Origin of the sequence: Nocardia cyriacigeorgica (genome assembly GCF_005863245.1) — a bacterium.
Taxonomy (GTDB): Bacteria; Actinomycetota; Actinomycetes; order Mycobacteriales; family Mycobacteriaceae; genus Nocardia; species Nocardia cyriacigeorgica_C.
Genome location: NZ_VBUT01000020.1, coordinates 1 through 9113 on the forward strand (window position 1 = coordinate 1; position 9113 = coordinate 9113).

7 protein-coding genes and 1 pseudogene are annotated in these 9113 nt (G+C 66.4%); 6 read left to right on the forward strand and 2 right to left on the reverse strand.

Annotated elements, in window-relative coordinates:
* Window positions 1-883: pseudogene (locus FEK34_RS29610) on the reverse strand (hypothetical protein); the annotation flags it as partial.
* Window positions 884-1766: 883 nt separating this feature from the next.
* Here FEK34_RS29610 and FEK34_RS29615 point away from each other — a divergent pair.
* Window positions 1767-1997: a hypothetical protein gene (locus FEK34_RS29615; protein WP_138453274.1), complete on the forward strand. Its 231-nt coding sequence runs from the start codon at window positions 1767-1769 to the stop codon at window positions 1995-1997.
* A gap of 267 nt (window positions 1998-2264) precedes the next feature.
* Here FEK34_RS29615 and FEK34_RS29620 read toward each other — a convergent pair whose 3' ends face one another.
* On the reverse strand, window positions 2265-2495 hold the full coding sequence (locus FEK34_RS29620; RefSeq protein WP_138453275.1) for a hypothetical protein: 231 nt from the start codon (window positions 2493-2495) through the stop codon (window positions 2265-2267).
* A gap of 548 nt (window positions 2496-3043) precedes the next feature.
* Between FEK34_RS29620 and FEK34_RS31060 the strand changes: the two genes are divergently transcribed.
* From FEK34_RS31060 to FEK34_RS29645, 5 genes are all read left to right on the forward strand, one after another.
* On the forward strand, window positions 3044-3511 hold the full coding sequence (locus FEK34_RS31060; RefSeq protein ID WP_249359732.1) for an ADP-ribosyltransferase: 468 nt from the start codon (window positions 3044-3046) through the stop codon (window positions 3509-3511).
* Between the two features lie 198 nt (window positions 3512-3709).
* Window positions 3710-4381: a hypothetical protein gene (locus tag FEK34_RS29630; RefSeq protein WP_138453277.1), complete on the forward strand. Its 672-nt coding sequence runs from the start codon at window positions 3710-3712 to the stop codon at window positions 4379-4381.
* 141 nt (window positions 4382-4522) lie between these two features.
* Window positions 4523-6235, forward strand: coding sequence for a hypothetical protein (locus FEK34_RS29635; protein WP_138453279.1), 1713 nt, complete (start codon window positions 4523-4525; stop codon window positions 6233-6235).
* Entirely contained in the window at window positions 6228-7325 is a 1098-nt protein-coding gene (locus FEK34_RS29640; RefSeq protein WP_138453280.1) for a hypothetical protein, read from the forward strand. The genes FEK34_RS29635 and FEK34_RS29640 overlap by 8 nt, the downstream gene beginning before the upstream one ends.
* A gap of 152 nt (window positions 7326-7477) precedes the next feature.
* A complete protein-coding gene (locus tag FEK34_RS29645; RefSeq protein WP_138453282.1) occupies window positions 7478-8914 on the forward strand; it encodes an amidase in 1437 nt (478 codons plus the stop codon).
* Window positions 8915-9113 lie beyond the last annotated feature (199 nt).

Genomic DNA, 9113 nt, shown 5'->3' on the forward strand with positions numbered 1-9113 from the left:
GGCCGCGATGGCCGCGATCACCGGCGAAGAATTCGAACTCTCGGCCGATACGTTCACCAGCGCCGCCGCCGGCGCCGCCCAAAACCAATTCGATGGTGGCGGAAACGACAACGGCGGGGACAACGAACCAGGAAACGGGCCCGACAACGACCCCGAATCCGGCGGCAACGACCCCGAACCCCAGAACAACAACAACTCCGACCGCGAGAACAACAACAACAACGACCGCGGCAACGACGGCGACCGCAGCGGCGACGACGGCGACCGCGGCGGCGACGACGGCGACCGCGGCGGGAACCAGAACCCCAACAACACGGGCAACGACAGCGACCGTGGCGGAGACAACCCCAACGGCAACAACGGTCGCGGCGGGGAGAACTCCCCGAACAACACCGACCCCACCAACACCGGCAACCAGCCCGGCCAAACCACCCCCGCCAACACCAGCAACGACAACTCCGGCAACGCCAACGGCAACGGCAACGGCAACGAGCCCCCCGCCCGCACTCAGCCCGCCTCCGCCGGCGCCCCCGACAACAGCGGCGACCAGGGCGGCAACAATCCACCCGTCGACCAGTCTCGGCCCACCGCGCTGACCGCCGACGACCCCATCGGGACCAACGGCAACCACGGCGTCGACGATTCGCCGTCCGGGGAACACGGACAGCCGCCAACCGGCGAACACGGGAACTCCAACAGCAGCAACAACTCTGACGCAAACACCGACGACGCCGATCGCGCCACCGACGCTGCCGACAACCCGCCCCCGACCGATCCGCCGAACCAACCACCGGCCTCCACCGGCGGCGACGACAACGACGACGACTCGAACCAACCCGGCGACAACAACCAGAACCCGAGTTCGCTGGACCTGCCCACCCAAGACGCTCCGCCGTCCGACCCATCGCAGCCCCCGAGCTCGCTCGACTTGCCGGCCCAGGACAACACCGCTGATCCCAACAGCACGCAGCGCCCGAACTCCCTGGACTTGCCGGAGCAGCAGCCTTCCACGTCCCCTGGCACCAGCCCGCTCGATCTTCGGGATCAGGACAACCCGGTCGCACCACCCCCTAGCCAAGGCCCTTCACTCGATCTCCCCACCCAGGACGACAACCGCCCTGGCTCGGCAACCACCCCTCTGGACCTGCCTCCGCACGACCCCACCCCGGGCACCCAAAACCCCAGCCCCCCAACCCAAGACAACTCATCGACCGGACAGCCCACCACCGGCGCGCCGTCCGCTGCCGGCGTACCGTCGGCGGCGAGTGCTCCAGCCGCACCCTCAGCACCATCGGCACCGAGCAACCCGGCCGCACAATCTCCGACATCCGAGCCCGACCCGGTGATCAGCGGCGACCCCGCCAACCCACCGACGGACCCTTCGGACCCCGCGAACACCTCCACCACAGCAGCGTCGTCCGCCACGGCCACCGCCCCGCCTCCGACGACGTTCACCCCACCGGCTCAGCCGGCCGATTCGCCCAGGTCGACCACACCCACAGACCCCGCGACCGCCCCTGCGCACCCAACGCAGCCAGCCGGCCAGGCCCGAGGCCAGCGCCCGACGCCCCAGTCCAACCCCACCCGCCAGGACACCGTCCCCGCCGGAAACCCAGCCGACCCACGCACCGACACGCCACCCAACCGGTCGACCCCTGCCAACCCGACCCCGGCAGCCACAACCCCATCCACGCCAGCCTCGACGACGACCCCGGCCCGTGGCACCGACAGCCGAGGCCATGACGAATTGCAGAGGGGTGAACCCCATGGCCCTGCTGGTGTACTACAACAAGATCAGGGACGACCCGAACGAGGTGGAGTACCAGTTCGGGGAGACCAGGAACAACCTGGACCGAACCCTGACAATCGACAAGTCGACGGAAACCGCCCGCTCGGACCAACCGGAGGACGGGATCTTCCGGACCACAGCGGGCCGGATCATGCACCGAGCCCGCCGCGAGAAGGAGTGGCCCCAGAACGGAACGATCGCGTCGTAGACGATCGCCGCGACAATTCATCCGGTCACACTCCCGACACCACCACTCCAGCCTCGACCCCGCCTCTCTACGCCCATCAGGACCCCGACTTCCACCGCTGCCGATCCCAGCTGCCGGAGTGGTGGCCACGCAACAACCCGACGACGCCGTCGACCACCCCGGCACACAACCCCACACCGGGACACAACACGGCACCGGCCCACAACCCGACCTCGGTGCCGCCCTCCCACCCTGCGAACCCGATGCCACCCCGCGGCGACGAACACATCACCCGCGCCCCCGAATCCACCCCGAGCCCCCGCCCGGCCAGCCACCCACCGACTCCCGCACGCCCGAACCCCACCAGACCATCGGCACCCCCGCCACATACCCCTGCACCCCCACCACGCACCACCCCTGCAACTCCGCCGCGCACCCCCGCACGCCCACACACGACCCCAGCCGCACACCCCACGCCACCCCGGCACGCAAGCCCCGCTCCACGCCCGACACCCCCATCTGCCACACCCCACGCCTCGAGCCCCGTAAACCCTGCCGGCACACGACCACCGAATCCAACGCCACCGCCCCGCCCGAGCCGTTGGAAACGATGGTTCAGCGGTTGGAGAAACTCCGCAGCGCCCGCTCCGAGCCACAGCCCTACGGGGCCCTGGTCACATCCCACCCCACCCGCACGCCGCTTCAGCTCGGATGCCGAGGGGCACTGGTATGGCGAGCAGGTCCTCGGACGAACTCGCGACGGGATGCCTGCGCCGGAATTCCGCGAGTTGTACCAGTACACAGTCAATTCGTGGATCAACAATTTCCTGCGACACCCGAATCCCGGGCAATGGTTGAACGAATTGCACCGGGACCAACACTACTTCCAGAATCTGGCCGCACTGGCCGGTCCGCACAATCCACCGACCAACGACCAACTCCAGGCCTTGGTGAATCGGCATGATTTACACCCGGAACAGCGGAGGATAATTCAGTCCATCCTGGCGGATCCAAGCCCGAGCCGGCGAACTAAAGAGATATGGGATAATGCGAAAACGATCAGGCAGATGACTCACGACTTCGGTCGACCGATTACACCCGACCTTTTGAGCGCACACCGTGCGGGGCTCGACCGCGCGCTCGCTCGGCCGTTGCCCGAGCGCGTGGAGGTAGTACGCGGACTACGGGACATCAGCTTCATGAGGATCGATAACCTCGGCACCGAGCTGGGTAGGGGCGGCGACCCCCGCCTCCTCATCGGGACAAGACAAACAGAGACGGGATACATGTCGTCCAGCCTCGGCGCTAGACCCCCAGCCCACTTCGATGGCCCTATTCGCATGGAACTCGATGTCCCGGCGGGCACACAGGCTGGTTGGATGGGAGCGCGAAGCGCATACCCCGATCAGCGCGAGCTGATACTGCAACGCGGCACCGAATATGAGATCACCGAGGTGATCGAGAACCCATTCGGCGATCGATACACCGGGGTGCGCTACTTGATCAGGGCACGGGTGGTACCGCCAGGGCAGTAGCTTTACCCGATTGGACAACGTAAACACTCACCCAGAATCCGGATAGGAGCTTCCGATATGGGCGACCACCACCAAGACCCCCAGCCATTTCCACCTTCTCCACAATTCTCGAATTCATACGCGGGATGGACCCGGCAGCCAGTCGTCTATGTCCCGATCCTCCGGAGAGGTACATTGATCGGTTACCTATGGGCGGGTATGGGAATCGACGCCGCAGGTCATATGCGGAAGATTTCCGCCGACCCCGACAATCTCACTTGTGAGACGTTCTGGGAGGCGCGCCTGACCGAAAACTGCCGGAACGGGCTCACCGCTGAACAGGCGATACAGCACTGGGCGGGGCATCCCGAAGACCCGCGGTGCGGGGGCGTGCCCGCTGGAGCCACTGTGCAGCAGGCGAATTCCATGCAGGCGCTCTGGGGCCAACTGAATCCCGAGGGACCGCCATTGGGCGAGGGCCCGCTGATCCAGGACAACGTGTTTCCCGACGGCACTTCGGCGGGCCCTGACAGACTCTGGAGCGCACCACACGTTTCCAACCCTCCTACGTACGCCGATGAGACGTCGACGCCCGTTCACTTTCTCGAGGTCACCAAGAACGGAGAGGTTGTCGGATTCTTGTGGGCATCACCGACCGAGCAGGCGGCTGGCTACCTGCCGCTCCGTTATGCCGGTCTGGAGGGCATCAACGGCCGCGGTTTGTGGCTCGCCCGGCTCAGCAACCGCTTCGCAGAGGGACGCCACCCCGTCGACGCCATCCGCTACTGCCGCAGGTTCCCCTACGACGAATACTCCGGCTGGATCGAACCCGATGCACCCGAAGGCATTGCACCGTCGCTGGCCGAGCTACGTGAGGCTGCCAACGAGTGATTCCCGCACGACGCCGGACGGCCCTCTGGGAGCGAGCGCCCGATTCCATATTCGCCGGACATTCCCGCCGCAACTGCACGGAGTTCATCTGACATGGCATATCCCCGGTTCCCAGATTCTTCGAACATCCCACCGCCACAGTTGAAGGAGGGTTATGACCGCTGGACCAGGTTTCCGGTCATCTACCTTCCGGTGGTCCGCCGAGGCGAGATCATCGGATATCTATGGGCGGGGATCGGAAGCCGTGGGGCGGCGGGCTATATGCGCCGGCTATCAACCGACCCCGACAACGCGACCTGCCCGGAGTTCTGGAACGAACGTTTGGACGAGAATTACCGGCGCAAGCTGACTCCAGAACAGGCGATTCGGCACTGGATCGGACATCCTGAGGACCCTCGTTGCGGCGGAATTCCCGCAGATGCTGCAGTGCAGCAAGCTACCTCCAAGCAAGCTCTGTGGGATCAACTCAATCCAGAGGGCCCGCCGATGGACGAAGGTCCACTGATCCAAGATGCCGAATGGATACCCGACAGCAGGGCGCCAGGCGGTTACCGGCTCTGCAGCACACCGCACGTTGTCACCCCACCCTCCTATTCCGCCTACACATCCACAACGGTTCACTATCTGCCGATTGTCAAGGACGGCAACCTCATTGCTTACCTCTGGGCCTCACCCACCGAGCAAGCGGCCGACTATCTTCCGATCTCCAGGGCCGGCGAGCAGGCACGAATCGCCGCAGGCCTGTGGCACATGCGCCTCTCCGACCACTACGCCGCCGGAACACCGCCACTGGACGCACTGCGCCGCTGCCGCGACTACCCTCACGACCGCCTATCGGGCGCGATCCCAACCGATGCTCGTGAACTGGTGGCGCCGGCGCTCGACGATCTGAAAGCGCTCGCTGCCGATGAACCATCCCGACAAGAATCGGCGTCGAACCCGGGACATCAATTCACGGCTTTGTCGAGTCCCCCAGCGCCCATTCCGAAGATCGACGATTACAGTCGGTGGACCCGCAAGCCGGTGGTCTACCTCCCAGTAGTCTCCGATACCAAACTGATCGGGTACCTGTGGGCCGGAATCGGAAGTCGCGCCGCCGGTTATATGCGCCGGGTATCGGCCGACCCTGACAACATCACTTGCCCTGACTTCTGGAATCGACGCCTGACCGCGAACTACCAGAATCAGCTCACTCCGGAAGAAGCGATCCAGTCCTGGGTCGGCGTCCCGGAAGACCCCCGCTGCGGCGGCGTCCCCGCAGATGCCACAACACTCGAAGCCCCGAGCGAGCAAGCCCTGTGGGACCTGCTCAATCCCGATGGCCCGCCGATGGGCGAGGGCCCCTTCATCCTGGACGAAGATATGGTCCCCGACAGCAGGGCACCATGCGGTTACCGGCTCTTGGACAGGCCGTACTCGGTCAGCACACCCACGTACGCCGGGGAAACGTCCACACCTGTTCATTTCCTTCAGGTGGCGAAGGCCGGGGAGATCGTTGCGGTGTTGTGGGCATCGCCCACGGAGAATGCCGCCGGGTATCTGCCGTTCCGGTGGGCGGGCAAGGCAGGGCTGGTCGGCCGAGGGTTGTGGGTGGCACGGCTCAGCGACAGTTATGCCGCCGGGCGTCATCCGCTCGCGGCGATTCGGGATTGCCGGCGGCACCCCGAGGACGTGTATTCCGGGCGGATCGAACCGAATACACCTGAGGGGATCGCTCCCTCGCTGGATGAGCTGCGAGAGTTCACCGACGAGTACTGTCCGCCGCGAACGGAAGAGATGCAGGTCCCGACGCGGCTAGCCCGGTTGGGTAGATTCTGGGCTCGGATTCGCCAGGGAGGGGCACGGGGTGGATAGCAGGAACGTCATCAATGCGGTGCTGTACAGCGTGCAGTTCGACGATCTCGAGTCGCCGCACACTGCGCAGAAGATCGCGGACAATGTGGCGTCGCGGCCGTATCTGGGGGCCAATCCCGAGCAGGTCTATCAGGCGTTCGTCGAGGGGTTGGCGTCGGGGGACCAGCTGACGTCCTCGATTCCGAACGACCATGGGGAAGCCGAATTCCGGCGGTTTCTGGCGGCGCTGGTCGAGCGGCTCGACGGGATGCGGCCGTGGCCGGAACCGCCGTTTCAGTGGTTGCCCGAGGACCGGTTCAAGGACATCGTGAACGGAGTCGTCATCGGGGTGTCGCATCGTCCGGTGTGGCGGATCGAGCAGGTTCTCGAATGGAATTTTCAGCGGCGCAAGGATTCTCAGCAGGAGTTTCTGTTGCTGCGGTTGCGTTCGGGGGCGGAGGTCGGATTCGTCGCACCGTACTGGCAGGAGAACGCCGGGATCGCCATCCTGACCACCGGTCGTGGTCTTCGGGCCGATGACGTGCTGGCCGAACTGATCGACAGCACCGACCTCGAGCCACGCCAGGTCACTCCGCTGCTGCCGTCGCGGAACCAGCAGGACGCGCGGTATCGCACGACACCGATCCAACCCGAATTCGTCGGCGAACATCTCCCGGGCAACCGGCGCTGGAATGGTAGCCAGGTGACCTACCTGGACGAACAGGAGCGGCAAACCTACCGGCTCCATGTCCGCGACGGCCGCGTCTACGACATCCGCGGCCGGCTCTTCGACACCGCATCGGCCGCCACCCTGTGGACGCCGCAGGGCGGTCGGGCCATCTTCGTGATGGACGCCGAAGGCACGCTCTACTCCTCGCCGCACCACATCCTCGGACGATTCCACCACTCGAGTTTCCTGGCCGGGGCACCGTGCGCCGGGGCCGGTGAGCTGGCCGCGTCATACGGGGTCATCCGGGTCATCTCCGACCACAGCACCCACTACCGGCCACCGCGTCATATCACCGCTCAGGTGGTCGACAGCCTCCGGAGGCAGGGCGTCCCGATCGACGATCATCAGGTGGAATACCACTGGCCGGAAGATCACCGGTAGGCGCCGAGGCACTCGGATTGGCTTGGCGACGCGCGAGCCGACATCGTTTCCGACGGGCAGCCCGAAAATCGATTACCACATGCAAGCAACCTGGACGGGTGACCAGATCCGCGCTACCGTGCACAGCAGAGGAACGAGGAGACGGAGCTCACATGGCGGTGCCGGACGACACGATGAACCGCACGGGGTCGCCTGTGCGCGATCTCGGCTTGGCCGAACTGGCCGCGGCCATCGCGAGCGGGACGATCAGCTCGGTGGCCGCCACCACCGACGCGCTCGACCGCATCGAAGCCGCCCAGCCCTCGCTCAACGCGTTCCGGATCGTGCGCAGGCAACGGGCATTGGCCGAGGCCGCGGCGGCGGACCGGCGGATCGCGGCGGGCGAGAAGGCCCCGCTGCTCGGGGTGCCGATCGCCATCAAAGACGACACCGATCTCGCGGGCGAGCCGACAGCCTTCGGCGTTCGCGGCGATTTCGAACCGAAGACCGAGGACGCCGAATCGGTGCGCAGGCTGCGGGCAGCGGGCGCGGTGATCGTCGGCAAGACCAATACCTGCGAATACGGGCAGCTGCCGTTCACCAGCGGCGCCGCGTTCGGGCACACCCGCAATCCGTGGGGTCAGCCGTATACACCGGGCGGATCGTCGGGTGGATCGGCGGCCGCGGTGGCGGCCGGGCTGGTTCCCGCCGCACTGGGTTCCGATGGCGCGGGCTCGGTGCGCATCCCGGCCGCGTGGACGAATCTGGTCGGCATCAAACCGCAGCGCGGCCGGATCTCCACCTGGCCGCTGCCGGAGGCGTTCAACGGGCTCACCGTCAACGGCCCGCTGGCGCGCACCGTCGGCGATGCGGCACTGCTGCTCGACGCGGCAGCGGGCCCGCACCCGGGCGATCTGCACACACCGGAGCCGCTCACCCTCACCGATGCGGTGGGCCGCGACCCCGGGCGGTTGCGCATCGCGCTGTCGTTGAACATCCCGTTCACCGCCACCAGGACCGCACTGCACCCGGAGGTCGAGGCCGGTGTGCACCGGATCGCGAAAACCCTTCGCGATCTGGGCCATTCGGTGGCAGTGCGGAATCTACACTACGGGCTGCTGATGGGTGCGTCGTTCCTGCCGCGCTCGATGGCCGGTATCCGCGCGGTGCACGATCGGATGCCGGGCGCCAGGGTCGATCCGCGAACCATGGCCAATGTGCGCACCGGAATGCTGCTGAGCGGTCCCGCGTTGTTCGCGGCGCGGCAGGCAGAAGCGTTGCTGCATCGGCGCATCGGCGGTTTCTTCGATGACGTCGATGTGGTGCTGGCCCCGACCACGGCCACTCCCCCGCCCCGCGCCGAAGAGATCGACGGCATCGGCGTGGTCGCCACCAATAATCTGATCACCGCGGCCTGCCCCTACACCTGGCCGTGGAATGTGCTGGGCTGGCCGAGTGTCAATGTGCCCGCCGGATTCACCGGCTCCGGGCTGCCGGTCGGCGCCCAGTTGATGGGGACGGCGAACACCGAGCCGATGCTGGTTTCGCTCGCCGCGCAACTGGAATCGGAACTGCACTGGGAGCGACACCGGCCCGAACCCTGGTGGTGATCGCTTAGTCATCGCCCGAGCCGTGCCCCGTTGCCGTCCGACCGGCGGGGTTTCGGCTCAGCGGGCGGGCCTCTGCCTCACCCGCCAGACCTCCGGCCCATCCACCAGACCTCCGGCACACCCACCGGACCTCCGGCACACCCACCGAATGCTCGGCTCACCCACCGGATGTTCAGCCCACCCACCGGATGTTCAGCCC

Bases quoted from the DNA above. Each gene is read 5' to 3' on its own strand.
- FEK34_RS29645 (WP_138453282.1), top strand. From the start codon at position 7,478: ATGGCGGTGCCGGACGACACGATGAACCGCACGGGGTCGCCTGTGCGC.
- FEK34_RS29615 (WP_138453274.1), top strand. From the start codon at position 1,767: ATGGCCCTGCTGGTGTACTACAACAAGATCAGGGACGACCCGAACGAG.
- FEK34_RS29620 (WP_138453275.1), bottom strand. From the start codon at position 2,495: ATGGGGGTGTCGGGCGTGGAGCGGGGCTTGCGTGCCGGGGTGGCGTGG.
- FEK34_RS31060 (WP_249359732.1), top strand. From the start codon at position 3,044: ATGACTCACGACTTCGGTCGACCGATTACACCCGACCTTTTGAGCGCA.
- FEK34_RS29630 (WP_138453277.1), top strand. From the start codon at position 3,710: ATGGGAATCGACGCCGCAGGTCATATGCGGAAGATTTCCGCCGACCCC.